This is a genomic window from Halorubrum aidingense JCM 13560 (assembly GCF_000336995.1).
In the GTDB taxonomy this organism is placed as follows: Archaea; Halobacteriota; Halobacteria; order Halobacteriales; family Haloferacaceae; genus Halorubrum; species Halorubrum aidingense.
The window spans coordinates 122,916-147,014 of record NZ_AOJI01000032.1; the positions used below are offsets into that span (position 1 = coordinate 122,916).

At 68.4% G+C, this 24,099-nt stretch carries 21 protein-coding genes; 14 read left to right on the forward strand and 7 right to left on the reverse strand.

Annotation, left to right across the window (positions count from 1 at the left end):
* Window positions 1-12 precede the first annotated feature (12 nt).
* Window positions 13-210: a heavy-metal-associated domain-containing protein gene (locus C461_RS13645; protein ID WP_008002189.1), complete on the reverse strand. Its 198-nt coding sequence runs from the start codon at window positions 208-210 to the stop codon at window positions 13-15.
* 132 nt (window positions 211-342) lie between these two features.
* Here C461_RS13645 and C461_RS13650 point away from each other — a divergent pair, with 132 nt between their 5' ends.
* The 5 genes from C461_RS13650 (at window position 343) to polC (ending at window position 6,387) form a co-directional block, all read left to right on the forward strand.
* Window positions 343-960: an AsnC family transcriptional regulator gene (locus tag C461_RS13650; RefSeq protein WP_008002191.1), complete on the forward strand. Its 618-nt coding sequence runs from the start codon at window positions 343-345 to the stop codon at window positions 958-960.
* A gap of 290 nt (window positions 961-1,250) precedes the next feature.
* Entirely contained in the window at window positions 1,251-1,577 is a 327-nt protein-coding gene (locus C461_RS13655) for a DUF5783 family protein (protein WP_008002193.1), read from the forward strand.
* A gap of 99 nt (window positions 1,578-1,676) precedes the next feature.
* Window positions 1,677-2,051, forward strand: coding sequence for a NifU family protein (locus tag C461_RS13660; RefSeq protein ID WP_008002195.1), 375 nt, complete (start codon window positions 1,677-1,679; stop codon window positions 2,049-2,051).
* A gap of 228 nt (window positions 2,052-2,279) precedes the next feature.
* On the forward strand, window positions 2,280-2,699 hold the full coding sequence (locus C461_RS13665) for a PPC domain-containing DNA-binding protein (protein ID WP_008002197.1): 420 nt from the start codon (window positions 2,280-2,282) through the stop codon (window positions 2,697-2,699).
* Between the two features lie 16 nt (window positions 2,700-2,715).
* Window positions 2,716-6,387, forward strand: a complete 3,672-nt coding sequence (polC, locus tag C461_RS13670; RefSeq protein WP_008002199.1) for a DNA polymerase II large subunit — start codon at window positions 2,716-2,718, stop codon at window positions 6,385-6,387.
* A gap of 299 nt (window positions 6,388-6,686) precedes the next feature.
* Here the strand turns inward: polC and C461_RS13675 are convergent, their stop codons facing one another.
* Window positions 6,687-7,331 carry a bifunctional 4-hydroxy-2-oxoglutarate aldolase/2-dehydro-3-deoxy-phosphogluconate aldolase gene (locus C461_RS13675; protein WP_008002201.1) on the reverse strand — a complete coding sequence of 215 codons (645 nt, stop codon included), beginning with the start codon at window positions 7,329-7,331 and terminating at the stop codon, window positions 6,687-6,689.
* 223 nt (window positions 7,332-7,554) lie between these two features.
* Between C461_RS13675 and C461_RS13680 the strand changes: the two genes are divergently transcribed.
* The 5 genes from C461_RS13680 to rpsJ all read left to right on the forward strand — a co-directional run bounded on the left by C461_RS13680 (window position 7,555) and on the right by rpsJ (window position 13,502).
* The gene (locus C461_RS13680) at window positions 7,555-9,744 is read left to right on the forward strand and encodes an elongation factor EF-2 (RefSeq protein WP_008002202.1); all 2,190 of its coding nucleotides are present in this window, start codon (window positions 7,555-7,557) and stop codon (window positions 9,742-9,744) included.
* A gap of 390 nt (window positions 9,745-10,134) precedes the next feature.
* The gene (locus C461_RS13685) at window positions 10,135-10,731 is read left to right on the forward strand and encodes an amino acid-binding protein (protein ID WP_049906687.1); all 597 of its coding nucleotides are present in this window, start codon (window positions 10,135-10,137) and stop codon (window positions 10,729-10,731) included.
* Window positions 10,728-11,714 (forward strand): homoserine dehydrogenase, encoded by a 987-nt coding sequence (locus C461_RS13690; RefSeq protein WP_008002206.1) that lies wholly within the window; start codon window positions 10,728-10,730, stop codon window positions 11,712-11,714. Before C461_RS13685 ends, C461_RS13690 begins: the two co-directional genes overlap by 4 nt.
* Before the next feature lie 210 nt (window positions 11,715-11,924).
* Window positions 11,925-13,190: a translation elongation factor EF-1 subunit alpha gene (gene tuf, locus C461_RS13695; RefSeq protein ID WP_008002207.1), complete on the forward strand. Its 1,266-nt coding sequence runs from the start codon at window positions 11,925-11,927 to the stop codon at window positions 13,188-13,190.
* 3 nt (window positions 13,191-13,193) lie between these two features.
* Entirely contained in the window at window positions 13,194-13,502 is a 309-nt protein-coding gene (gene rpsJ, locus C461_RS13700; RefSeq protein WP_008002209.1) for a 30S ribosomal protein S10, read from the forward strand.
* 116 nt (window positions 13,503-13,618) lie between these two features.
* Here the strand turns inward: rpsJ and C461_RS13705 are convergent, their stop codons facing one another.
* Together C461_RS13705 and C461_RS13710 are read right to left on the reverse strand one after the other, a co-directional pair.
* Window positions 13,619-14,179, reverse strand: a complete 561-nt coding sequence (locus C461_RS13705; RefSeq protein WP_008002211.1) for a rhomboid family intramembrane serine protease — start codon at window positions 14,177-14,179, stop codon at window positions 13,619-13,621.
* 70 nt (window positions 14,180-14,249) lie between these two features.
* The gene (locus C461_RS13710) at window positions 14,250-14,534 is read right to left on the reverse strand and encodes a hypothetical protein (RefSeq protein WP_049906689.1); all 285 of its coding nucleotides are present in this window, start codon (window positions 14,532-14,534) and stop codon (window positions 14,250-14,252) included.
* Window positions 14,535-14,694: 160 nt separating this feature from the next.
* Between C461_RS13710 and C461_RS13715 the strand changes: the two genes are divergently transcribed.
* From C461_RS13715 to C461_RS13730, 4 genes are read left to right on the forward strand one after another with little or no spacing between them, the layout of a single operon-like run.
* The gene (locus C461_RS13715) at window positions 14,695-15,837 is read left to right on the forward strand and encodes a lysylphosphatidylglycerol synthase transmembrane domain-containing protein (protein WP_008002215.1); all 1,143 of its coding nucleotides are present in this window, start codon (window positions 14,695-14,697) and stop codon (window positions 15,835-15,837) included.
* A 22-nt stretch (window positions 15,838-15,859) separates the two neighbouring features.
* Window positions 15,860-17,041 (forward strand): hypothetical protein, encoded by a 1,182-nt coding sequence (locus tag C461_RS13720; protein ID WP_008002217.1) that lies wholly within the window; start codon window positions 15,860-15,862, stop codon window positions 17,039-17,041.
* A gap of 39 nt (window positions 17,042-17,080) precedes the next feature.
* Complete coding sequence (locus C461_RS13725) at window positions 17,081-18,223, forward strand: extracellular solute-binding protein (RefSeq protein ID WP_008002218.1); 1,143 nt, start codon at window positions 17,081-17,083, stop codon at window positions 18,221-18,223.
* A gap of 19 nt (window positions 18,224-18,242) precedes the next feature.
* Window positions 18,243-20,537, forward strand: coding sequence for a DUF7846 domain-containing protein (locus tag C461_RS13730; RefSeq protein WP_008002220.1), 2,295 nt, complete (start codon window positions 18,243-18,245; stop codon window positions 20,535-20,537).
* Between the two features lie 489 nt (window positions 20,538-21,026).
* Here the strand turns inward: C461_RS13730 and C461_RS13735 are convergent, their stop codons facing one another.
* The 3 genes from C461_RS13735 to C461_RS13745 form a co-directional block, all read right to left on the reverse strand.
* Window positions 21,027-21,680, reverse strand: a complete 654-nt coding sequence (locus tag C461_RS13735; protein ID WP_239639124.1) for a dolichyl-phosphate hexose transferase — start codon at window positions 21,678-21,680, stop codon at window positions 21,027-21,029.
* A gap of 195 nt (window positions 21,681-21,875) precedes the next feature.
* Entirely contained in the window at window positions 21,876-23,480 is a 1,605-nt protein-coding gene (locus C461_RS13740; protein WP_008002223.1) for a GMC family oxidoreductase, read from the reverse strand.
* A complete protein-coding gene (locus C461_RS13745; protein ID WP_008002225.1) occupies window positions 23,477-24,007 on the reverse strand; it encodes a gluconate 2-dehydrogenase subunit 3 family protein in 531 nt (176 codons plus the stop codon). The genes C461_RS13740 and C461_RS13745 overlap by 4 nt, the downstream gene beginning before the upstream one ends.
* Between the last annotated feature and the right edge of the window lie 92 nt (window positions 24,008-24,099).

Here is a 24,099-nt window from a genome sequence, read left to right on the forward strand (position 1 = left end):
AGTTTGCTTTTATTAAGCGGACGCATTGTAGCCCGCCTCGCTCACGGCGTCGACGAGCGCGTCCACGTCGGCGTCGCCCTCGACCGTCGCCGACGCGCTCTCGTGGTCCGCGGTCGCGCTCGTAACGCCCGAAACCCCCTCCAGCGCCTCCGTGACGCTCTGTTCGCAGTGTTCACACGACATCCCTTCGACGGTGATAGTTCGGCTCACAACGCGATACGGTAGGAGTGGGGACGCTTTGTCGCTTTCTGCTTCGCGGTCGCGGCTCTGACGCCCACTTCGCTTTGTATTCCAAGGCGAAACCGCCGAACCGTCTTACGTATCGGTGTCGTATCGAGAGATATGCGAGATCTGGACGAGACCGACCTCGAAATTCTGTCGCTGTTGGCGGCGAACGCCCGCCGGCCATTCAGCGAGATCGGCGAGCGCGTGGGACTGTCGGGGCCGGCGGTCTCCGACCGCGTCACGCGCCTGGAGGAGTCCGGCGTCATCGAGGGGTTCACCCTCGACGTCGACCGAACGATGCTGCGGGCCGGCGTGCCCGTGATGATCGACCTTGAGTTCGCGGCCGCCGAGGCGGCGTCGACCGACGGCGTCGATCCCCTCGACGCGGCCCGCGAGCGCGCTCGCGACGCCGACGCGGTTGAGCACATCTTCGTCACCGCCGAGGGCGACCTCCGGGTGTACGCCCGCGTCGAGGGACGGAACGTCCGCGAGTGGGTGCGGCGGCTGTTCGACGGCGTGCCGGTCGCTGACTACGCCGTCACGCTGGTCGACGAGTTTGAGTGGACGCCTTCGATCGAAGGGGTCGAGTTCGCGCTGACGTGCGCGGAGTGTTCGAACACCGTCGACAGCGAGGGCGAGACGACGCGGATCGACGGCGAGGTGTACCACTTCTGTTGTCCGTCCTGTCTGTCGCGGTTTCAGGAGCGGTACCGGCGGTTGGAAGACGGCGTGTGATCGACGGCTGGTCACCCCGCTCGCGGCGCCGGAGTGTTCCCCGCCTGTGAAGCCGTCGCTTCCGGTGTCCCCCAGCGACAGTCCCCTTCTCCCGATCGCGAATTGACTACGGGTTGGCGCCCCCAGCGGCATTTTATATCGCGGTATTCGATTTATAGCCTGTTTGCTCTCTAACGACGGCCGTCTCCCGCTTCCCTCGCGATCGCCGTCCAGCGGGTTTGATTCTCTGGTTTCCTCCGATCGGCCGCCGGATCGACCGGCTTTTTCCCATTCGGATCGTCGCGATTGGTATGGCCGACGAGTTCGACCCCGAGAAGTTCGAGGACAAGTACGTCCACTACTTCCAGGAGCTCCAGCGGGCGTACAAGAACGCGTTCAACCACATGAACGAGCGGTACGACTCCCAACTGATCCACGGGATCGACCAGACGGTCCTCAACGAGTCGGAGCCGTTCTACGAGGACGGCGAGTTCCACGTCGAACTCCCCGATAACCCCCGTGAGCGCCTCCAGGGCGTTATCGTCGACGACGAGACGTTCGAAGAGACGCTAGCGGAGTACGTCGAGCGGATCGAGTCGGAGCTGTACCGCACGCTGCGGGTCGACCCCCCCGAGTGAACCGCTCGCCCGAGCGGCTCCGGGACGATCGGGGCGAAGTCAGCCCGTCGCGTTCGGGCCATCCAAAGGCATAAGCCGGCCGAACGCCAACTCGCGGGCATGAGCACGGAAACAGCCGACGCGGACAACGACCTCCGCGAGCGGATCACGAACTTCCTGCGGCGCAACTTCCCGCAGATCCAGATGCACGGCGGGAGCGCCGCTATCAGCCACCTCGACGCCGAGACGGGTGAGGTCACGGTCCAGCTCGGTGGTGCCTGCTCCGGTTGCGGTATTTCTCCGATGACGATCCAGGCGATCAAGTCCCGGATGGTCAAAGAGATCCCCGAAATCGAGACGGTTCACGCCGACACGGGCATGGGCGCCGGTGCAGACGGCGACCTCGGCGGCACCAGCAGCGGCGGAATGTCCCCGTCGTTCCCCGGTGAGACGACCGACGACGGCGACGACGAAGGCCCGCAGGCCCCGTTCTAACTGCGCGTCTCGCCCGGTCCGCTTTTTCACGTTCCTCGACGTTTTTCGACCTCTTTGGCTATCATCTTGTAGTGTGACGCTTCTCCGGCGGGTTTTCGTGCGTTGCTGCCGCTCCGTCGCGATCTGATGATATACTGTATCTCGCTATATTAATTATCTCGAACGCGGTCGCGCCTCGACCGGCGCCGACTGAAGGCTTTTTGCCCCCGGCGGTCGTGGTCGGTTCCTATGCACCACCGGGAAGTCGAACCGACGGCGGAGTACGTCGCGCGGTTCGAGACGGGCGCCGACTGGCGCGAGGAGATCGAGTCCCTCGCCCGCGCGGAGGACGTCGAAGCGGGCTGGTTCACGGCGCTCGGCGCCGTTCAAGACGCCGACGTGTGGTTTTACGACCAGGAGGAGACCGAGTATCGGTCGGTGACCTTCGAGGAGCCGCTCGAGGTCGCCGCCTGCGTGGGCAACGTCTCGCTGCTCGACGGCGACGTGTTCGCGCACACCCACGTCGTGTTGTCGCGGCCGAGCGGACAGGCCTTGGCGGGCCACCTCGATTCCGCGACGGTCTGGGCGGGCGAGTGCCACCTTCGCGCGTTCGCCGAGCCGCTGGAGCGCGAACACGACGCCGCGACCGATCTCGACTTATGGCTGTGAGGCGGACCGCGCGGCGATGAGACCGGACGACGAGCGCTACTTCGCCCGGATCGAAGAGCGGCTCGACGAGGCGCTCGACGTCGCGGAGACCGCGAAGGGACAGGGGTACGACCCGAAGCCCGAAGTCGAGATTCCGGTCGCCCGCGACATGGCCGACCGCGTCGAGAACATCCTCGGGATCGACGGGGTCGCCGAGCGCGTCCGCGAACTGGAAGGCGAGATGTCCCGCGAGGAGGCGGCCCTGGAGCTGGTCACCGACTTCGTCGAGGGGACCGTCGGCGACTACGACTCCCGCGCCGGAAAGGTCGAGGGGGCTGTCCGAACCGCCGTCGCCCTGCTGACCGAGGGCGTCGTCGCCGCGCCGATCGAGGGGATCGACCGCGTCGAACTGCTGGAGAACGACGACGGCACGGAGTTCGTCAACGTCTACTACGCCGGTCCGATCCGGTCTGCCGGCGGGACCGCGCAGGCGCTGTCCGTGCTCGTCGCCGACTACGCCCGATCGCTGCTCGGTATCGACGAGTACAAACCGCGAGACATCGAGGTCGAGCGCTACGCCGAGGAGATCGCGTTATACGACAAGGAGACGGGGCTCCAGTACACGCCGAAGGACAAGGAGTCGAAGTTCATCGCCAAGCACATCCCGGTCATGCTGGACGGGGAGGCGACGGGCGACGAGGAGGTCTCGGGGTTCCGCGACCTCGAACGGGTCGACACCAACTCCGCGCGCGGCGGGATGTGTCTCGTCGCCGCCGAGGGGATCGCGCTCAAGGCGCCGAAGATCCAGCGGTACACCCGCAACCTCGACGAGGTCGACTGGCCGTGGCTCCAGGACCTGATCGACGGGACGATCGGGAAGGACGGCGACGGAGACGGCGACGAGGCGGCGGACGACGCCGGCGACGGGAGCGAGGCCGAGGGAGACGACGCGGGCGCCGCCGACGGCGCACAGACCGGTGACGGAAGCGGCGAGGGTGCGAACGGCGACGCTCCGCCCGACGAGCCCGCCGGCCCCCTCCGGGCCGAACCCGCACAGAAGTTCCTGCGGGACCTGATCGCGGGGCGTCCCGTCTTCACCCACCCGAGCGAGGCGGGCGGGTTCCGCCTTCGCTACGGTCGCGCCCGCAACCACGGGTTCGCGACCGGCGGGGTCCACCCGGCGACGATGCACCTCGTCGACGACTTCCTCGCGGCCGGCACGCAGATCAAGACCGAGCGGCCGGGGAAGGCGCACGGCGTCGTCCCGGTCGACTCCATCGAAGGGCCGACGGTGCGGCTCGCGAACGGCGAGGTCAGACGCATCGACGACCCGGAGGAGGCGAAGGCGGTGCGCAACGGCGTCGAGAAGGTGCTCGACCTCGGCGAGTACCTCGTCAACTACGGCGAGTTCGTCGAGAACAACCACCCGCTCGCGCCGGCGTCGTACGTGTACGAGTGGTGGGTCACGGAGTTCGAGGCCGCCGGGGCGGACGTTCAGGCCATGCAGGACGACCCGCACGTCGACCTCGAACACCCCGGCGTCGACGAGGCGCTCGACTGGGCGCGCGAGTACGACTGCCCGCTCCACCCCGAGTACACCTACCTCTGGCACGACGTGTCGGTCGCGGCGTTCGAGGCGCTGGCCGACGCGGTCGCCGACGGCGACGTGATCGAGGGCGTCCTCGCGATCGAGCGAACCGAACCAGTCCAGCACGCGCTGGAGTCGCTGTTGATCGAACACGCCGCGACGCCGGACGCGCTCCGGATCCCCACGTGGCGTCCGCTCGCGCGGTCGCTCGGGATCGACGACGGGCTCCGGAAGTCGTGGGAGTCGACTGACCTCTCGGCGGCGGCGCGCTCGTGGGACGACGGGAACAACGCGGTGAAAGCCGTCAACGAGGTCGCTCCGTTCGAGATACGGGAGCGGGCGCCGACCCGGATCGGCAACCGGATGGGGCGCCCGGAGAAGTCCGAGAGCCGCGACCTCTCGCCCGCGGTCCACACCCTCTTCCCGATCAACGAGGCGGGCGGCCCGCAGCGCGACGTCGCCGAGGCCGCGCGCACCATGGACGACCGGGGGCGTCGCGGCCGGCTGGAGGTGGAGGTGTCCGACCGCGTCTGCCCCGACTGCGACGGCCACACGTACCAGGCTCGGTGTCCGGACTGCGGCGTCCACACCGCCCCGCACTACGAGTGCGGTGACTGCGGAACCGTCTGTGAACCCGACGAGTCCGGCCGCGTCGTGTGCCCGCGCTGCGAGTGGGAGGTGACCGCGGCGACCTACCAGGAGGTCGACGTCAACGACGCGTATCACTCGGCGCTGGAAAACGTCGGGGAGCGCGAGGCGTCCTTCGAGANGACCGCGGCGACCTACCAGGAGGTCGACGTCAACGACGCGTATCACTCGGCGCTGGAAAACGTCGGGGAGCGCGAGGCGTCCTTCGAGATCCTCAAGGGCGTTCAGGGACTCACCTCCCGGAACAAGACGCCCGAGCCGATGGAGAAGGGCGTCCTCCGCGCGAAGAACGGCGTCACCTCGTTCAAGGACGGGACGGTCCGCTACGACATGACCGACCTCCCGGTCACGTCGGTCCGGCCCGAGGAACTCGACGTGACCGCCGATCACCTCCGGGAGATCGGGTACGAGACGGATATCGACGGCGAGCCGCTGCGCCACGACGACCAGCTCGTGGAGCTGCGGGTCCAAGACATCGTGCTCTCCGACGGCGCGGCCGAGCACATGCTGAAGACCGCCGACTTCGTCGACGACCTCCTCGAGCAGTTCTACGGCCTCCCCCGCTTTTACGAGGTGAACGAGCGTGACGACCTCGTCGGCGAACTCGTCTTCGGGATGGCCCCCCACACGAGTGCGGCTACTGTCGGGAGAGTGGTGGGTTTCACGTCGGCCGCGGTGGGATACGCTCATCCGTACTTCCACGCCGCAAAACGCCGGAATTGTGACGGTGACGAGGATTGCGTGATGCTGCTCATGGACGGACTTCTCAACTTCTCGAAAGAGTTTCTCCCCGACCAACGTGGCGGTCGCATGGACGCGCCGCTCGTCATGTCCTCACGGATCGATCCCTCGGAGATCGACGACGAGGCGCACAACATGGACATCGTGCGCGAGTACCCGCGCGAGTTCTACGAGGCGACGCTGGAGATGGCCGACCCGGAGACGGTCGAGGACCGCATCCAACTCGGCGAGGACACGCTCGGGACGGACGAGGAATACCACGGGTTCGATCACACCCACGACACGACGGACATCGCGATGGGACCGGATCTCTCGGCGTACAAGACGCTCGGCGACATGATGGAGAAGATGGACGCGCAACTGGAGCTGGCCCGGAAGCTCCGCGCGGTCGACGAGACCGACGTCGCCGAGCGGGTCATCGAGTACCACTTCCTGCCGGACATCATCGGGAACCTCCGCGCGTTTTCGCGCCAGGAGACCCGGTGTCTCGACTGCGGCGAGAAGTACCGTCGGATGCCGCTGTCGGGCGACTGCCGCGAGTGCGGCGGGCGGGTGAACCTCACCGTGCATCAGGGGTCGGTGAACAAGTACGTCGACACGGCCATCGAGGTCGCCGACCGATTCGGCTGTCGCCCCTACACGAAACAGCGGCTGAAGGTGTTAGAGGAGTCGCTCGAGTCGATCTTCGAAGACGACACCAACAAGCAGTCCGGCATCGCCGACTTCATGTGACGCGGTCGAGGTCGGAACGCGGCTTTCCGTGCTTATAAGCGGCTGGTCGGCGCCGTCGACCGTTTATAAATAATCGACGCGGTACTCAGTTCTACCGTCCCAGCCAGTTCGAGTTCCTCCCCGCACGGCAACCGCACCTCACGCCTCCCCAGCCTCGTCGCTGGCGCCCACGGCGCCAGCGACTCCCTCGCGCGCTCCTTCGTGGCCGTTTATAAACGGTCACTCGGAGGCGCGCGCCACCGCTGCTGCCGTCCACGTCGGTTTATGAGTAGATTCCGCTGCCTCAACAGATCGACGCCTCAGTCGTTTGCGCGCGCCTCTTCGACCACTCGCGTGAACTCGCGTGCGGTCTCGGTGATCTCGTCGTAGTCGCCGCGCGCGGCCGCGTCGTAGTCGACGAGCGCGCCGCCGGCGCCGACGGCGAACGCGCCGGCGTCGATGTAGTCGGCCGCGTTCCCGGGGCCGACGCCGCCGGTCGGCATCATCGGGATCTGTCCGAGCGGCCCCTTCATCGCGGCGAGGTGGTCCGGGCCGACCGTCTTCGCGGGGAACACCTTCACGAAGTCGGCGCCGGCCTCGTAGCCGCGGATCGCCTCGGTCGGGGTCATCACGCCGGGCGCGGTGACGGCGCCGTAGCGGTTGCAGGTCTCGATGACGTCCTCGTGGAGGCTCGGCGAGACGACGAACTCCGCGCCGGCCATCAGGGTCGTCCGCGCGGTCTCGCTGTCGAGGACGGTGCCGGTGCCGACGACGACCTCGTCGCCGAACGAGCCCGTCACCTCGCCGAGCTTCCCGGCGACGTCGGGCGTGTCCGCGGTGATCTCGACGGCCGTGACGCCGCCCTCGCGGAGCGCCTCGGTGATCTCGATGAGCTGATCGGCTTCGACCCCGCGCAGCACCGCGACGACGCCGGTGTCGGCGAGCCGCGAGAGCGTCTCGTTCATGTGCTGTCGTTCCCGAGGGAGCACTTAAATCCGCGTGGAGGCCGGCGACCCCGCCGCCGCGAACTCAGCGGTCTGTGTCACCGTCTCGATCCGTGCTACCGCCCCTCGTTCTAATCGTGCGATCGATCGACACGAAATCGGCGTCGATCGGGGGTGATCCCCCGCGAAACGGCCGCGACGAAACACTACCCTTTTGACCCTGCTGTCGGTACCAACCGGTATAATGGGCCGACGCAAGAAGATCGTTCAAGAGTGCGAGCGGCTGATGGACAACCCGGAGCATATCCGGAACATCGCCATCGCCGCCCACGTCGACCACGGGAAGACGACCCTCTCCGACAACCTGCTGGCCGGCGCCGGCATGATCTCCCAGGACACCGCGGGCGAGCAGCTCGCGATGGACACGAAGGAGGACGAGCAGGAGCGGGGTATCACCATCGACGCGGCAAACGTTTCGATGACCCACGAGTACGACGACACCAACCACCTCATCAACCTCATCGACACCCCCGGCCACGTCGACTTCGGGGGCGACGTCACCCGCGCGATGCGCGCGGTCGACGGCGCGCTGGTGGTCGTCGACGCCGTTGAGGGCGCGATGCCCCAGACGGAGACGGTGCTCCGGCAGGCGCTCCGCGAGGGCGTGAAGCCGGCGCTGTTCATCAACAAGGTCGACCGCCTCATCTCCGAGCTCCAGGAGGGGCCCCAGGAGATGCAGGAGCGGCTCCTGTCCGTCATCGCCGACGTCAACGAGCTCATCCGCGGGATGGCCGAGAACATGGACGACATTCCCACGGATTGGACCGTCTCCGTCGAGGAGGGCACGGTCGGATTCGGCTCCGCGCTGTACAAGTGGGGCGTCTCGATGCCGTCGATGCAGCGGACCGGCATGGACTTCGGCGACATCATGGAGCTCGAACAGAACGACAAGCGCGACGAGCTTCACGAGCGCACGCCGCTGTCGAGCGTCGTGCTCGACATGGTCTGTGAGCACTTCCCGAACCCGGTCGACGCGCAGCCCCGTCGTGTCCCGCGTATCTGGCGCGGCGACCCGGACTCCTCGTTGGCCGAGGGGATGCAGCTGGTCGACGAGGACGGCGAGGTCGTCTTCATGGTCACCGACATCTCGATGGACCCGCACGCGGGCGAAATCGCGACGGGTCGCGTCTTCTCCGGCACGCTGGAGAAGGGCCAAGAGCTGTACGTCTCCGGTACCGCGGGCAAGAACCGCATCCAGAGCGTCGGTCTCTTCATGGGGTCCGAGCGCGAGGAAGTGGGACACGTCCCGGCGGGGAACATCGCGTCTGTCACCGGTCTTCGCGACGCTATCGCCGGCTCCACGGTTTCCTCCGTCGAGATGACGCCGTTCGAGTCGATCGAGCACATCTCCGAGCCGGTCATCACGAAGTCCGTCGAGGCGCAGAACATGGACGACCTGCCGAAGCTCATCGAGACGCTCCAGCAGGTCGCCAAGGAGGACCCGACGATCCAGATCGAGATCAACGAGGACACGGGCGAGCACCTCATCAGCGGACAGGGTGAGCTCCACCTCGAAGTGATCACTCAGCGGATCCGCGACAACCAGGGCATTCCGGTCATCACCGGCGAGCCGATCGTCGTCTACCGCGAGCAGCCCCAGGAGGCGTCCCGCGAGGTCGAGGGGCAGTCGCCGAACCGCCACAACAAGTTCTACATCACGGTCGAGCCGATGGCCCAGGAGATCGTCGACGCCATCCAGCTCGGCGAGGTCTCGATGGACATGCCCGAACTGGAGCGCCGCGAGGCGCTGCAGGAGGCCGGCATGGACAAGGACACCTCCCAGAACGTCGAAGACATCCACCGGACCAACATCCTCATCGACGACACGAAGGGGATTCAGCACCTCAACGAGACGATGGAACTCGTCCTCGAAGGCCTTCAAGAGGCCCTCGACGACGGGCCGCTCGCCGCCGAGCCCGTCCAGGGGTCGCTGTTCCGGCTGCACGACGCGAAGCTCCACGAGGACACCATCCACCGCGGTCCCGCGCAGGTCATCCCCGCGGTCCGCAACGCGGTCCACCGCGCGCTGATCGACGGCGAGGTCCGCCTGCTGGAGCCGATCCAAGACGTCCGGATCGACGTCCCCTCGGAGCACATGGGCGCCGCGTCCGGTGAGATCCAGGGCCGTCGCGGCCGCGTCGACGACATGTACCAGGAGGGTGACCTCATGGTCGTCGAGGGCATCGCGCCCGTCGAGGAGATGATCGGCTTCTCCTCCGACATCCGCTCTGCGACCGAGGGTCGCGCCTCGTGGAACACCGAGAACGCGGGCTTCCGCGTGCTCGTCGACAACCTCCAGCGCGAGAAGATCATGGAGATCCGCGAGCGCAAGGGGATGAAGCTCGAACTGCCGTCGTCGATCGACTACATCTAAGTCGACCGGCCGGTTCGGCTTCCGCGGTTTTCGCGGTTCTGCGGCGGTTTGCGGCCTTTTCAACTACTTTCCTCTCCTGTCTCGACGGCTGTGTCTCGCTTTTTCGCTTCTCCTCTCGTCGCGTTCACTCCTGAGCCGCGCCGTCGAACGGTGGGTCGACGATCCCGTGGCGCACGTTGACACGACGAGCAGCGAGGCAACGCCTGCCATCGCCGAAGGCTTATACCGGATCGCCCGACTTCTTTCGAACATGCAGACGGGCACGACTCCCGCTCGGCGCATCGTGACGGAGCCAGCAAGCGACCGCTCCGCGCCGCCGACAGGAACGTGCCAGCGGACCCGTTCGCGGAGCGCCGACGGACCGGCCGCCGGCGCGTCGGAGGTGGTCGCGTGAGCGACGCTCGCGACGGCGCCCCGGAACCCGCAGAAGGCGAGACGATCGACACGTCGCCGGACGGCGGCCACGCCGCATCGACGCCGTCGACGCACACGGTTCGACTGGAACTCGTCGACGAGCCCGGGCAGCTCCTCGCGGCGCTTCACCCGATCGCCGACAACGGGGGGAACCTCCTGTCGATCTACCACGAGCGCGGGAACAAGACCCCGCGCGGTCGGATCCCGGTCGAAGTCGACTTCGAGGCGACCCAGGAGCGCTTCGAGGGGATCGTCGAGGCCCTCCGGAGCGAGGGCGTGAACGTGATGCAGGCCGGCACGGAGCGGTACGCCGAGGAGGTGACGCTGCTGCTGTTCGGTCACCTCATCGATACGGACCTGTCTGACACGCTCTCGCGGATCGAGGCGTGCGAGTCGGCGTCGGTCGCCGACGTGTCGTTGGCGGCGCCGCAGGGGACGGAGGAGTCGTCGAGCGCGCGCCTCCGTCTGGAGGCGCGGGCGGGCGAGACGGAGCGGGCGCTCGCGGCGGTCCGGGAGTTGGCCGACGAGAAGGACCTGCGTCTGGTCGAGCCGCTCACGGGGGTGGAGGCGTGAGACTCGCCGTCATCGGCGCCGGCGCGGTCGGTCGGTCCGTCGTCGACCTCGCGGCGGAGTACGGCCACGAGGTCGTCGCGGTCGCCGACTCCTCGACCGCGGTCGTCGCGGACGGATCGGACGGTCGGAACGACGGCGTCGATCCCGAGGCCGTGGTGACTCGGAAGGCCGAGGCGGGAATCGTCGGCGACGACGACCCCGCCGACGCGCTGGCGGCCGACTACGACGTGCTGGTCGAGGCGACGCCGACGACGCTCGACGACGCGGAACCGGGCTTCTCGCACGTCACCACGGCACTGGAGCGGGACCGACACGCCGTGCTGGCGAACAAGGGGCCGGTCGCGGAGCGGTTCGGTGACCTGCAGGCGGCGGTCGCGGACAGCGCCGGCGAGATTCGGTTCGAAGCGACCGTCGGTGGCGCCATCCCGGCGGTGTCGACGGTGGAAGACATCGAGCCCGGCCACGTCACGGCGGTGCGCGGCGTGCTCAACGGGACGGCGAACTTCATCCTCACGCGCATGGCCGCCGAGGGGCTGGGCTACGACCACGTGCTCGCGGAGGCGCAGGACCTCGGCGTCGCCGAGGCCGACCCCTCGTTCGACGTCGACGGGACGGACGCGGCGCTGAAGTGCGTCATTCTCGCGAACGTGCTCTCGTTCGGCGCGGCCGACGACCCCGCGGACGCCCGCGAGTTCACGCTCGATGACGCGAGCGTCGAGGGGATCCGAGACGTGCCCGGATCCGCGCTCCGGCTCGCCGCCGAAGACGGACGGACGGTCCGGCTCATCGGCGAGGCGACCGGCGAGACGGTCCGCGTGGCGCCGCGGCTCGTTCCCGAGAACGGGACGCTCGCGGTGTCCGGGACGCAGAACATCGTCCAGATCGAGACCACCCACGCCGGTCGGCTCAACATCTCCGGTCGCGGCGCCGGCGGTCCGGAGACGGCCAGCGCGGTGCTGGGTGACGTCGGTCGACTTGAGTAACGCCAGGCGCCGTACGCGATCGCGCCGGCGTCGAGATCGGTTGACCGTCCGCGAACGCAGCCGTCGGAACCGACCGTGTGTCGGTTACCCGTGATCCGCGTTGTCGAGAATCGCCCGACGGCGTCGCGATCGTCTGTGGGCCGTATCGAAACCGTTTTAGTGGAATCTACCGAAACCTACTCACAGAGCGCCTTAGCGCGTGATTACCCCATGAGTGACAAACCGCACCAGAACCTGGCCATTATCGGCCACGTCGACCACGGCAAGAGTACGCTCGTGGGTCGCCTCCTCTTCGAGACGGGGAGCGTCCCCGAGCACGTAATCGAGCAGCACCGCGAGGAAGCCGAAGAAAAGGGCAAAGGCGGATTCGAGTTCGCCTACGTGATGGACAACCTCGCCGAGGAGCGCGAGCGTGGTGTCACGATCGACATCGCCCACCAGGAGTTCGACACGGACAACTACTACTTCACCATCGTCGACTGCCCGGGCCACCGTGACTTCGTGAAGAACATGATCACGGGCGCCTCGCAGGCCGACAACGCGGTGCTCGTCGTCGCGGCCGACGACGGCGTCGCGCCCCAGACCCGAGAGCACGTGTTCCTGGCCCGCACGCTGGGCATCAACGAGCTCATCATCGGCGTCAACAAGATGGACCTGGTCGACTACCAGGAGTCCTCCTACAACGAAGTCGTCGAAGAGGTCAAGAACCTGCTCAACCAGGTTCGCTTCGCGACCGACGACACGACGTTCGTGCCGATCTCGGCGTTCGAGGGCGACAACATCGCCGATGAGTCCGAGAACACCCCGTGGTACGACGGCCCCACTCTGCTGGAGTCGCTCAACGACCTGCCGGAGTCCGAGCCGCCGACGGACGCGCCGCTCCGACTCCCCATCCAGGACGTGTACACCATCTCCGGTATCGGGACCGTCCCCGTGGGACGCGTCGAGACCGGGATGCTCAACACGGGCGACAACGTCTCCTTCCAGCCGTCCGACGTGGGCGGCGAAGTGAAGACGGTCGAAATGCACCACGAGGAAGTGCCGCAGGCCGGCCCCGGCGACAACGTCGGATTCAACGTCCGCGGCATCGGCAAGGACGACATCCGTCGCGGCGACGTCTGTGGTCCCGCCGACGACCCGCCGAGCGTCGCCGAGACGTTCAAGGCGCAGGTCGTCGTCATGCAGCACCCCAGCGTCATCACCGCCGGCTACACGCCGGTCTTCCACGCCCACACGGCGCAGGTCGCCTGTACGATCGAAGAGATCAACCAGAAGATCGACCCCTCGTCCGGTGAGGTCGCCGAGGAGAACCCGGACTTCATCAAGTCCGGCGACGCCGCGGTCGTCACCGTGCGCCCGCAAAAACCGCTCAGCATCGAGCCGTCCGGCGAGATTCCGGAACTCGGCAGCTTCGCCATCCGCGACATGGGTCAGACCATCGCGGCCGGCAAGGTGCTCGAAGTCAACGAGCGATAATCGATGCAGCAGGCACGCGTCCGCCTCGCCGGCACGAGCCCCGAGGACCTCGACGACATCTGCGCCGACGTCCGCGAGATCGCGGACTCGACGGGGGTCGCCCTGTCGGGCCCGATCCCGCTGCCGACGAAGACGCTCGAGATCCCGTCGCGCAAGTCCCCGGACGGTGAGGGGACGGCGACGTGGGAACACTGGGAGATGCGCGTCCACAAGCGTCTGATCGATATCGACGCCGACGAACGCGCGCTCCGCCAGCTCATGCGCGTCCAGGTGCCGAACGACGTCAGCATCGAGATCGTTCTCGAAGACTAAGCGCTAGGGCGTCTTTCACGCTCTCTTCGTTTTTTATCGTCCGAGAGCGTCGCCGCCGTCGATCGGCGCCGACTGCCGCGCCCGCCGCCCGCCTACGCCCACCGTCGGCGGACTCGTCAGCGTACGTCCAACAGCCCGACCCGTCCGGCGGCAAGCCCGCAGAACGCGCCGACCGCGTGTGCGATCAGCGCGACCCCCGGTGCTGCAGTCGTCGCGGTGAGAAGCACGGCGACGACTCCGAACAGCAAGAGCTGTCGCCGCGGGGAGAGTCGGAGCCGATCGAACAGCCGCGCGCTGACGACGTTGCCGGCGAGCAGGTAGCCGCCGAGCGCGAACACCGCGCCGCTCAGTCCCAGCACGGCGACCGGTGGCCCGATCAGTGCGCCGAGGGCAACCTGTGCGATCCCGGCGAGGGCGCCGGTCGTCACGACGAACGCGTGAAACCGGACTACGGTCGTCCGCCGTTCGACGAGCGGCCCGACGATCAAGAGACCGAGTGCGTTCGCGAGCAGGTGCCCGAGCGAGCCGTGCGCGTACACGCTGGTGACGACCGTCCACGGCGCGAACGCCAGCGGTGTCGACAGCGCGAACAACCCCGTGACGCCGACGAGTCGCAGCGCGCCCTGAGCGATCGCGAACAGCGACGCGAGCGCGAGAGTCTGGAGGGTCGCACGCATCGGAGATCGGTAGGGCCCGTATCGGCTTAAATACGGACGGGCGGTCACCCGGCCGAGACCGCGTCCCCGCTCAGATCACGTCTTCGGGGTCGTGAGCGCGGGCCATTCGCTCGGCCTCGGTCGCGTACCGCTCGCGGTCGTCGGGGTCGTCGACTGCCCCGACGTTCGCCGGGTCGGCGTCGACGGCGGCCGTCGTGTCGCGCACGTCTGAAAAGGACGTGAGCGCGCGCTCCTTGCGGAAGTAGCGTTTCCCGTCGGTCGTGGCGTAGGTGAGTATCACCATGTTCTGCTCGTCGTCGGAGTACGTCCGTTCGACGAGCCACATGCGGACGGTCTCTGTCTCTGGACTGGTCATGTGTAGTATTTGGACATACGCACACAAACGGTTTTTGGTGGGCGAGCCGGCTCCGTCGGCCGCAACGAGAACCGTCACCGTTATATGATTTAGGCCGACCTAAATCAATGTATGCACGCCGCACGCCCCGTCAAACGCCTCGCCGAACCGCTCCGAACCGATGACTGATCGCGGTGGGCGACGGTGGACCGCCGGGCTCCGCTCCCGTGATCGCCTCACGGCGATCGGAACGCTTCTCGTCCTCGTCGTCGGTGCGGCGATCCTCGTTCGGACGGTCGACGCGGGCGCGGTGATCGGCGCGGTGACAGGAGCCGATCCGGCGCTTTTGGGCGCCGCGCTCGTCGCCTACCTCGTCTCGTGGCCGCTCAGGGGGCGACGGTACGGCGACGTGCTCGCGGCCATGGGCCACCGCTGCCGAACCGGGTTCCTCACCGCGACCGTGTTCGCCAGTCAGACCGCGAACCTCGTCATCCCGGCGCGAGCCGGCGACGGGGTCCGTGCGTACCTGCTCAATAAGCACCGCGACGTGTCGTACCCCACCGGCGTCGCCTCGCTCGCCGTCGAGCGCGCGTTCGATCTCGTGGCGATCGCCGCGTTGGGCGGGACCGCTCTGGCGCTCCTGCTTCTCGACGGCCGATCGATCGAGTCGACCGCGTCCGTCGGCTCGCTCGCTCCGACGACTGCCGTCACCGCGGCGGCCGTCATCGCCGGCGGCGCGGCGCTCCTCTCGGCCGCGACCGTCGCGGTCGCGCGGAGCGAGCGGCGGTTCGGGCCGGCCCTCCGCGAGCGCGTCGCACGCCCTCGGGTGGAGCGGGCTGTTGCTGCCGCGGTCCGGTTCGGCGCGTCGGTCCGCGTCGTCGCCGCCGATCCCCGCAGTCTCACAACGGTGTTCCTCTGGAGCGTGACTGTCTGGGCGCTCGACGTTCTGACGGCCGTGCTGGTGCTCGCCGCGCTCGCGGGCGGGATCGGCGGACTCGTTCAGCCGTCGACGCTGTTGATAGTCGGGACGCTCGCCGTCAGCGTGGGCAACCTCGCGAAGGTGCTCCCGCTCTCGCAGGGCGGGATCGGCCTGTACGAGGCGGCGTTCACCGGCCTCGTCGTCGGAACGACCGCGCTCCCCGTCGAAACGGCGCTCGCGGCGGCGATCGTCGACCACGCACTGAAAAACGCTGTGACACTCGCGGGCGGTGGGGCGGCCGCGCTCGCGTACAACGTCTCGCCGTCGGCCGGCTCGGAGGGGACCGGCCGACCGAACGCCGCCGGCGACTCCGAGTCCTCGAACGCCGGACCGCCAAGTTTTTAGGCCAACCTAAAAAATACGGGGTATGGCAGAACACGGTTCACCCGCCGCGAGCGGGGACATCTGCGTGATCGTCCCCACGATTCGTGAGTACGAGTGTCTCCGCGCGTACGTCGAGAACGCCCGCAGTCACGACTTCGACGTGTCTCGGCTCCACTTCGTACTCGTCACCGAGGACTTCTGTGACGTCGACGAGATGCAGTCCATGCTCGACGACCTCGACGTGTCGGGCGAGGTCTTCGACGGCACCCGCCGCGAGGAGTGGTACGAGGCCAACGGGGTTTCCGAGTACGGTCACGTCGTCCCGGCCGCGAGCCACGCAGAGACGAGCTTCGGCCTCCTGTACATGTGGGCGGACGAGACGTTCGAGTACGGGTTGTTCATCGACGACGACACGCTCCCGCACGACGATCAGGACTACTTCGGTCGTCACATGGAGAACCTCGCATTCGGGGGGAGCGTCGAGCGCGTGCGCTCCGACGAGCAGTGGGTGAACGTCCTCTACCAGAACGCCGACGAACACGGGCTGTACCCGCGCGGCTACCCGTACTCCGCGATGGACGAGACGGTCGAGACGGACGAGGTCGAGATCGAGCGCGGCGAGGTCGTCGCCTCGCAGGGGCTGTGGACGAACGTCCCCGACCTCGACGCGGTCCGGATCCTGATGGACGGTGACCTAGAGGGGCAGGCGCAGACCCGGACGACCGCCGACGACTTCGGCGAGGACTTCGTCGCCGCCCGGGGCAACTATCTCACCGTCTGCTCGATGAACCTCGCCTTCCGCCGCGAGGTGATCCCGGCCTTCTACCAGCTCCCGATGGACGACAACGAGTGGGAGGTCGGCCGGTTCGACGACATCTGGAGCGGGCTGTTCCTCAAGCGCGCTGCGGACGTGCTGGGGAAGCGGGTGTACAACGGGGGTCCGCTGTGCGAGCACAACAAGGCGCCGCGCTCGACGTTCGACGACCTCGCGAACGAGGTGGCGGGGTTGGAGCTGAACGAACACGTCTGGGAAGTCGTCGACGGGGAGGGAGACGACGCGGACTCCTTCGAGGCGGCGTTCGCGTCGATGGCCGACGCGCTCGCGGAGGGGGACTTCTCCGAGTGGAACAACGGCGCCTTCCTCAACCACTGCGGCGAGTACATGCGCGACTGGCTCGACTGCCTCGACGGGATCCGCCGGACGCCGGCGGTCGCGGACGACTGAACCGACACCACTAAGTCGATTTAGGGCACCCTAAAACACATGGCCATCAATATACCAAACGACGTAGACCGCCGGCGATTCCTCGCCGCGACGGGCGCGCTCGGCGTCGCCGGGCTCGCCGGCTGTACGGGCGACGACGACAGCGGCAGCGACGGCGAAAGCGGCGACGGCGACGCCGAGGGATCGATCGGCCAGATCGGCTCCGGCCGTGCGGGGCGTGACGCGCCCGGCGGCACGTCGATGTCCGAGATGCCCGACCTGTCGGGCGAACTCACTGTCTACTCCGGTCGCGGTGAGTTCCTCGTGGGCGAGCTTATCGAGTACATCGAGGGCCTGTACGACGACTTCGACCTGACCGTTCGATACGCCGGCTCGACCGACCACGTGAACGCGATCGTCAACGAGGGCGACGGCTCGCCGGCCGACGTGTTCTACTCGGTCAACGCGGGTTCGCTCGGCGCGCTCGCCGACGAGGGGCGCACGCAGTCGCTCTCCTCGGACGTCACCGACATGGTCCGCTCGGAGTTCCGAACCGACCAGTGGATCGGCACGTCGGGGCGCGCGCGCACCGTGCCGTACAACACCGAGGCGTTCTCCGCGGACGATATCCCGGACGACATCATGGCGTACCCGGAGGAGTTCGCGGGCACCCTCGGTTGGGCGCCGTCGTACGGCTCCTGCCAGGCGTTCGTCACCGCGATGCGACTGATCGAGGGCGAAGACGCCACGCTGGAGTGGCTGGAATCGGTCGTCGAGTCGGGGATCACCAGCTACCCCGACGAGTTCGCCGCCTGTCAGGGGGTCGCCGACGGCGAGGTCGACGCCGCGTTCACGAACCACTACTACATCCAGCGCGTCCTCGACGGCAGCGCCGAGGCGTCGATCGACACCGCCTTCACCAGCGGCGACGCCGGGGCGGTGTTCAACGTCGCCGGCGCCGCGGTCGTGGACACCGCGAGCGACGCGACCCTCGCGGAGAACTTCGTCCGTCACCTGCTGTCGGCCGAAGCGCAGGACTACTTCGCGCGGTCGACGTTCGAGTACCCGCTGATCCCCGACGTCGAACCCGTGGGCGACCTGCCGACGATCGACGAGCTCGACGTGCCCGACATCGACCTGACACAGCTGTCCGACCTCGAACCGACGATCGACCTCATGCGCGAGGCCGGCGTCGACGTATAGGCGCTCGTCAGCGACTCCCGTGACCTTTCGTCTAGACTCGTTTCGCCCGCGCCGATCGGCCCGTCGACTCGCGAGCCGCGGCCGCGCCCGTCTCGCAGGGGCCGACCGGCTGACGCTGGCGGCCTGTCTCGTCGCGGTCGCCTCCGGGGTCCTCACCTTCGCGATCGCCGCGACCGTTTTCGCGCACCACTCGACTAACCACGACGAGGGGGTGTACCTCATGCAGGCCGCGCTGCTGCTCTCCGGGCAACTGGAGATCCACGCCGGCGCGCTCGCCGACGCGTTCCACCCGTGGTTTTTCATCGAGGACGACGGGCGGCTCTATCCGAAGTACAGCCCCGTGCCGGCCGCGATGTACGCCGTTTCGATGGCGCTGTTCGGCGAGCCGCGGGTGACGCTCGCGGTCGTCGCCGCGGGCAACGCCGCGCTCGTGTACCTGCTCGGATCGACCGTCTTCGACCGACGGATCGGTTTCGCGGCCGCCGTCCTCTTCGCGGCCTCGCCGATGGCCGTCGTCACGTCTTCGGTTTTCCTCCCGTACGCGCCCACGACGTTTCTGAACCTGCTGTTCGCGGTCGCGTACCTCAGGAGCGTTCGCGACGGATCGCTTCCGGCGGCCGGGGTCGCAGGGGTCGCGATCGGGCTCGCGTTCTTCGCCCGGCCGTTCACGGCGGTGCTGTTCGCGGCGCCGTTCATCGTTCACGCGCTTGTCCGAGTCGTGTCCGCGGGCCGGTCTGCGATCTGGTCTACGGGCCGCCTCTCGCTTCCTGACCCGGTTCGCTGCCACGGTCTCACGGCGCTGTTCGGGACGCTGTTCGTCGGCGTCACCCTCGCGTACAACCTCCGCGTGACCGGCTCTCCGCTGACGTTTCCGTACGAGGCGTTCGCCCCGATGGACGGGCCCGGATTCGGCGAGCGACGTATCCTCGGCCACGTTGAGGAGTACACCCCGGAACTGGCGCTCCGGTCGAACGGCTACGCGCTCTGGTACCTCGCCACGCGGTGGGTCGTCGCCGGACCTCTCGGCACGGTGCTCGCGCTCGCGGGCGGTGGGCTGGCCGCGTGGCGCTGGCTGGCGGGAGAACGCGCGGTCGGAGCCGATAGCGATAGCGACGACGAGGGCGACGGCGTCTCCGAAGGGTTCTCCGACCGCCGCTTCGAGCGGACGGCCGGGCTCCTCCTCGCGGGCGTCGCCGCGGCGGTCGTGGTCGGAAACCTGTTCTTCTGGGGCACGAACAACCTCCTCGCGACGTTTTCGGACCCGACCAACGGACTGATCGCGGGGTTCGGTCCGTTCTACCACTTCGATCTCCTCGTCCCGCTGTCGGTGTTCGGCGGGGTCGCCGTCGTCGCCGGCGGTCGGTGGCTCGGGATGCTCCGCCGCCGGCTCGCGTCCCGCGTCGCCCCGCGAACCGCGCGTGCGGTCGTCGCCGCTGCGGTGGTCCTCGTCGTCCTCGGCGGGGCCCTCGGTGCTGTCGCGGCGGTCGAGACGCCGCTCGATCGGCACGCGGCGCAGGCCGACAAACACGAGGCGGCCTACGAGCCGATCGAGGCGGCGACGTTCGAGAACGATCTCGTGTTCGTCCCGACCCCGTACGGCGAGTGGCTCAGTCACCCGTTCCAGCCGCTCCGGAACGATCCCGGGCTGGACGGCGAGGTCGTGTACGCGCTCGACCGCGACCCGGAGGAGGACTTCGCGGTGATCGACGCGTACCCCGACCGCGACCACCACCGCTACGCGTATCGGGGCGAGTGGACGCCGAACCCCGACCAGCACGTCGCCCCGAAGCTCGAAGCGCTCGACGTGCGCGAGGGGGCGCGGATCGACGCGACGACGACCGTCGGCGTTCCCGAGCGCGTCGACCGCGCGCGGGTGCGACTGGAGACCGTACGCGGAGCGGGGGGTGACGGTGCCGAGGGTGCCGATGCCGCCGACACCGCCGACCGCGTGACGTACGACGTGACCGATCCCGACGGCTCGCTCGCGGTCGGTTGGTCGCTGACGCCCGACGGCGCGCGGCTGACCGGTTCCCCGAACTCGACGGCCCCGAACGCGACGGTCCCGATCGATCCCGCGGGCGACGAGGTCATCGTGACCGTGACGCTCGTCGACCCCGCGGGATCGACGTTCACGTACCGTCAAGAGGCGACGGTTCGGGCGACGGATGAGGGCGTTGAGGCGGTCTGGCCGCCGGAGCGCTCTGTCTGCCGGCTCGTCACGGAGTGCGGGACCGAAGGCACCTACCTCCCCGACAATCCGGACGCCCACGCGGAGTGGGTCGTCTTCGAGACGGACGCCGAGGCGAGCGACTGATACGTCGACTTCTTATAAATAGTTGCCAGCAGATCGGCGGTTGACACCCCTAAATCCCCAGCCGATCGTTTATAAATGGCCGTCAGTAGATCGGCGGCGAACATCTCCAAAGCCCCAGCCGCGAGGCCGCAGTACGCTCGCTGTGCTCCCCGCTCGCGCTGTTCGCTGCGGTGCTTACGTCGCCTACTGCGGCCTCGCGACTGCCCCTTTGAGTCCCGCCCCGGACCGCAACCGCTGCCTCACGCCTCCCCAACCTCGTCGCTGGCACCCTCCGCTTCGCTCCGGGAGCCAGCGACTCCCTCGCGCGTGCTGCCTCGCGGCCGCCGACGGCGGCCGCTCGCAGGCGCGCGCCGACCGCATCCGTACGGTTATTTATAAATAATCAGCGCCGCCGCTCACGAGTGTAAAAACGTCGCCGGCGGCGGTCCACTGTGCCCACAGTGTCCGTCCGGACCGCCGTCCGGGGTCAGCGTCGAGGGCGAAACGCCCTCAGAACCGCCGAAGCTGCTCTTCGAGACAGACGGTGACGATCGACTTCGCGATGGCGACGCCGCCGCCGATCGGGTCGAGCTTCGTGTCGCCGAGCCGCTCGGCGTAGGCGATCGGACGCTCGCGCACGTCGTAGCCGCGCATCAGCGGTCGGATCAGGAGCTCGGCGGAGAGCCCGGTGTTCTCGGTCCAGCCGATCTCCTCGACGACCTCGCGCCGATACGCGCGCATGCCCGTAGTGGTGTCGTGGACACGCTCGCCCATCAGGAGCGAGGCGACCGCTGCGAACGCGTGGTTTCCGAGGCGGTTGAACGCCGGCATCGCCTTCGCGCCGTGGTAGAGCCGGTCGCCGCTCACCACGTCCGCGCCGTCGTTGATCTCCGCGAGGAACTCCGGCAGCTGCTCCATCGGGTAGGTGTCGTCGCAGTCGGTCGTGACGACGATCGGCCGGTCGGGCGCGAGGATCGCCTCGCGGACGGCGACGCCGTACCCCTGCGGCTCCTGTTCGATCACGCGCGCGCCGTGTTCGCGGGCGATCTCCGGCGTCCGGTCCGAGGAGCCGTCGACGCAGACGACCTCGGCGCGCCCGTCGGTGACGTCCTCGACGTCGGCGAGGACGGTTCCGATCGCCTCCTCCTCGTTGTACGTCCCCATCACGACGCTGACGTCGTCGAAGGTGTAGCGCTCCCCGTCTGCGCCACTCGCTGCGGTCGTCGCGTCGCCGTCGGTTGCCGCTCCGTCCTCCGCCTCGTCGACGCCGTCGGCCGACCCGTTCGCGGTGAGTGATCCACTCATTACTCTCACAGCACCACCCCACGCACTTGAGTTTTTAGGTTTACCTAAAACAAATCAGAGCCGGCGTTCCACGTCGTCTGCGACCCGAAGCGCGAGCGCGGCGATCGTGAGCGTGGGGTTCATCGCGCCACCGGTGGGGAACACCGAGCTTGACGCGATCCAGCAGTTGTCGAGGTCGTGGGTCCGGCAGTCGGCGTCGACCACGCCGGCGTCGGGGTCCGCGCTCATCCGGGTGGTACCCATGTGGTGGTACGCGGGTCCGGTCGCGTCGGGACCGGCGACCCACTCGATCTCCGCGCCCAGTTCCTCCAGGATCGCTCGTTGGATCTCGTTGGCGCGCTCGATGGTCCGGAGCGCCCGGTCGTCGACGCTCCAGTGGATGTCGGGAACCGGGTTGCCGCGGTCGTCGGTGCGGTCGGGATCCAGCCCGATGTAGCTCTCCGATCGGGGGCGCTGTTCGACGAGCCCGCCCACCGCCACGTGCGTCCCGTAGCTGTCGCGGAGGCGGTCGAGCAGCTCGTCGCCCCAGTCGTCGCCGGTCAGCGCCAACTCGACCGGCGAGGGGCCGGCGTAGTTGAAAAACTCCAGTTTGAACGGGGCGAGCTCTTCGTCGGCGTCGTCGTAGAACTGGTCCGACCCGCTCGTGTAGAAGCCGACGTGATTCTGTCGAGTCGGCTCGTCGAGGACGCCGCCGGCGCCCGCGAACAGGTGGTCCATGAAGAACTCCCCGACGTGGCCGCTGGAGTTCGCCAGCCCGTCGGGGTACGTCTCGGAGTCGGAGAGGAGGAGGAGCCGCGGCGTCTCCACCCCGCCGCAGGCGACGACGAAGGACTCGGCTTCCTGTCTGTGCTCCTCGCCGTCGGGCGTCGCGTACACCGCGGCCGTCACGCGGTCGGCCTCGTGATCCAGCCGCTGGACCGGCGCGCGGTCGATGACGGTCGCGCCCTTCCCCTCCGCGCGCTCGATGTGGACGGTCGCGTCGTACTTCGCGCGGGCGGGACAGACGGGCTGGCACGTCCCGTACCCGACGCAGGCGGACCGGTCGTCGTACGGCTCGGAGTTGCGCGCGTTCGGCACCGAGTGCATGTCGATCCCCAGCTCCTCGCAGGCCTCCGCGAACAGCGAGTCGCTGTAGGACGGCTCGAACGGTGGCATCGGATGCGGCTCCTCCCGCGGCGGCGCGTAGGGGTTGTCGACGCCGCTGCCGCCGGCGACGCCGATCTCCCGTTCGGCCTCGGCGTAGTACGGCCGGAGGTCCGCGTAGTCGATGGGCCAGTCGGGGCCGACGCCGCGCTCCGTTCCCGAGTTGAAATCGTCCTCGTGGAGCCGCATCACCATCCCCTGCCAGTGGAGCGTCGACCCGCCGATCCCCTTGACGCGGGCGTGGTTCAGCGGGTAGAACCGCTCGCCGGAGTTCTCGTGGGCGTCGCGCTCGCCGCCGCCGTCCCACACCGCGGGCCGGTCGTCGCTCGGCCGGATCGCCCGTTCCTGGCGTGCGAGGCGGTCCGCGGGGTCGAATCGCGGGCCGGCGTCGAGGACGACCACCTCGTGATCGCCGGCGAGGCGGTCGGCGACCAACGCCCCGGCCGGTCCCGCGCCGACGACACAGACGTCCGCGTCCGGCACCGGCGAGCGGTCGACGCCGTCCTCCGCGCTCACGGCGACCCCCGTCGGTAGCTCTCGGTTCCACCGGGGTGTCCCTGCGGGTTCTCTAAGCCCACCAGCTCGCCGCCGGTCGGCGAGGCGTACAGCGCCAGCAGCAGCTCGTTGACGACGTGGTACCGCACCCGCTCGGCGAGCGTGCCGTCGCGGTCCTCCTCGGCGGTGTCGGCGCCGATCTCGCGGAGCAGTCCGTCGCGGTCGCTCTCGGAAAGCTCGGTGACCGGCGCGCCGTGCCACGAACGGCCGGCGTCGTCGAGCGCGGCGACGGTCTCCCGGAGCCCGGCGGCGCGGCTCGATCCGTCGAGCCGGCCGTCGAGAAAGCGGTCGACGAACGAGTCGACGCCGGTGAGTTCGTCGGGATAAACGACCGCCGCGACCGCGGCCATCGAGGCGCGGACGGTCTCGTCGTCGGGGAGCGAGTCCTCGTCGCCGGCGGCGTCGCCGTTCCCGGCGTCATCGTCNCCATCAGAGATGTGTATAAGAGACAGCAGCGCGGCCGCCGCGTCGCGCCGCGTCAGTTCCATGGCGTGTTTAGGCCACCCTAAAGTATTATATCCGTCGGACCCGAGCGACGACGGGATCGGAACTGCTAACGGTCGGTGCGCCCTTCCGCCAC

Coding starts and splice junctions, on each gene's coding strand:
- C461_RS13705 (WP_008002211.1), bottom strand. CDS start 14,179: ATGCGTGCGACCCTCCAGACTCTCGCGCTCGCGTCGCTGTTCGCGATC.
- C461_RS13725 (WP_008002218.1), top strand. CDS start 17,081: ATGGCCATCAATATACCAAACGACGTAGACCGCCGGCGATTCCTCGCC.
- C461_RS13655 (WP_008002193.1), top strand. CDS start 1,251: ATGGCCGACGAGTTCGACCCCGAGAAGTTCGAGGACAAGTACGTCCAC.
- C461_RS13665 (WP_008002197.1), top strand. CDS start 2,280: ATGCACCACCGGGAAGTCGAACCGACGGCGGAGTACGTCGCGCGGTTC.
- C461_RS13675 (WP_008002201.1), bottom strand. CDS start 7,331: ATGAACGAGACGCTCTCGCGGCTCGCCGACACCGGCGTCGTCGCGGTG.
- C461_RS13735 (WP_239639124.1), bottom strand. CDS start 21,680: ATGGGGACGTACAACGAGGAGGAGGCGATCGGAACCGTCCTCGCCGAC.
- C461_RS13680 (WP_008002202.1), top strand. CDS start 7,555: ATGGGCCGACGCAAGAAGATCGTTCAAGAGTGCGAGCGGCTGATGGAC.
- C461_RS13720 (WP_008002217.1), top strand. CDS start 15,860: ATGGCAGAACACGGTTCACCCGCCGCGAGCGGGGACATCTGCGTGATC.
- rpsJ (WP_008002209.1), top strand. CDS start 13,194: ATGCAGCAGGCACGCGTCCGCCTCGCCGGCACGAGCCCCGAGGACCTC.
- C461_RS13710 (WP_049906689.1), bottom strand. CDS start 14,534: ATGACCAGTCCAGAGACAGAGACCGTCCGCATGTGGCTCGTCGAACGG.
- C461_RS13650 (WP_008002191.1), top strand. CDS start 343: ATGCGAGATCTGGACGAGACCGACCTCGAAATTCTGTCGCTGTTGGCG.
- C461_RS13715 (WP_008002215.1), top strand. CDS start 14,695: ATGACTGATCGCGGTGGGCGACGGTGGACCGCCGGGCTCCGCTCCCGT.
- tuf (WP_008002207.1), top strand. CDS start 11,925: ATGAGTGACAAACCGCACCAGAACCTGGCCATTATCGGCCACGTCGAC.
- C461_RS13660 (WP_008002195.1), top strand. CDS start 1,677: ATGAGCACGGAAACAGCCGACGCGGACAACGACCTCCGCGAGCGGATC.